The sequence below is a fragment of the Streptomyces sp. NPDC031274 genome (genome assembly GCF_055570235.1).
This window is the reverse complement of the sequence record NZ_JBVIHP010000388.1, coordinates 1-1,137: the sequence shown is the minus strand read 5'-3', so window position 1 is coordinate 1,137 and position 1,137 is coordinate 1. Positions and strand designations below refer to the sequence as shown.

General features: G+C 67.8%; 2 protein-coding genes. One reads left to right on the top strand and one right to left on the bottom strand.

Annotation, left to right across the window (positions count from 1 at the left end; genetic code table 11):
- Positions 1 to 358, bottom strand: a 358-nt coding sequence (locus tag ACZ5CR_RS46600; protein WP_468870118.1) for a GNAT family N-acetyltransferase, incomplete at its 3' end; no start/stop codon positions are given.
- A 150-nt stretch (positions 359 to 508) separates the two neighbouring features.
- On the opposite strand from ACZ5CR_RS46600, the gene ACZ5CR_RS46595 reads away from it, so the two are divergent.
- Positions 509 to 1,137: PadR family transcriptional regulator (locus ACZ5CR_RS46595; RefSeq protein ID WP_468870117.1), on the top strand; the 629-nt coding region annotated here is incomplete at its 3' end.

The following is a 1,137-nucleotide window of genomic DNA, read 5'->3' as shown; positions in this document are numbered from 1 at the left end:
GGGCCGACGGCATGGTCCAGTAGGCGACTTCGGCCTGCCCGTCGGCGAGCACGATGAGGCGCAGCGAGATCCGGCCCGCCACCTCGTCGGTCGTGGCGTCGGCGACGGCCCAGTGCGCGTCGCGCTCCTCGGGCCAGGCCTTGCGCCAGTCGTCGATCCAGCCGCGGGCCTCGTCGACGGAATCGGCCTCGCGGGGGTGCCAGTGCTGGAGCACCGGGTCCTGGAACGCCTCGTACACGGCGGGCGCGTCGTCGGGTGACCAGGGGCGGATGATCAGCCCTCCGGGGGCGGGTATGACCGGCTGCTCCTGGTGGGCGAGGGCGCCCGCTGCGACGACGTCCGGGATCTTGAAGGGCATGGGCTCATCGTGTCAGCGGGGGCGCCGCGGCACGTAGTGGTTTTCGCGGAGCTTCTCACGGCCATCCGGTTCGCGATACATCGTGTATTGACCCTAATCTGAGACTCGCGATATGTTCGTGTACGGATATTCGGAAGCGAGGTGGGTCTGATGGCGGCGAAGCGCCGGAAGCTCGGCAATCCGCTGGCTCTCGCCGTGATGGTGGTGCTCACCCAGAAGCCCATGCACCCGTACGAGATCGCGCAGACCCTGCGCCGTCAGGGCAAGGACGCCACGACAAAGATCAACTACGGCTCGCTGTACACCGTCGTCCAGAACCTGGAGAAGCACGGCTTCGTCGAGGTCAAGGACGTGGAGCGGCAGGGCAACCGTCCCGAGCGCACCCTGTACGGCATCACGGACGCCGGTCAGGAGGAGATGACCGAATGGCTGTCCGATCTGATCGCGGTTCCTGCCCGCGAGTATCCGATCTTCGAGACGGCGCTCTCCCTCATGGGCGTCATCCCGCCCGACGAGGTGGTGCGCCTGCTCGGCGAGCGGCTCACCTCTCTGGAGGTGCAGGCGGCCGGCTCCCGCGGGGCGCTGGACAAGCTGTACGAGACGTTGCCGCGGGTCTTCCTGGTGGAGGTCGAGTACCAACTGCACATGGTCGAGGCGCAGGCCGAGTGGATCCGCGGCTTCCTCGCGGAGGTCAGAAGCGGTGAGCTCGGCGGCCTCGAGGGGTGGCGCAGCTTCCATGAGACGGGGCAGGTCCCGCCCGAATTCCAGGTCATCGAGGA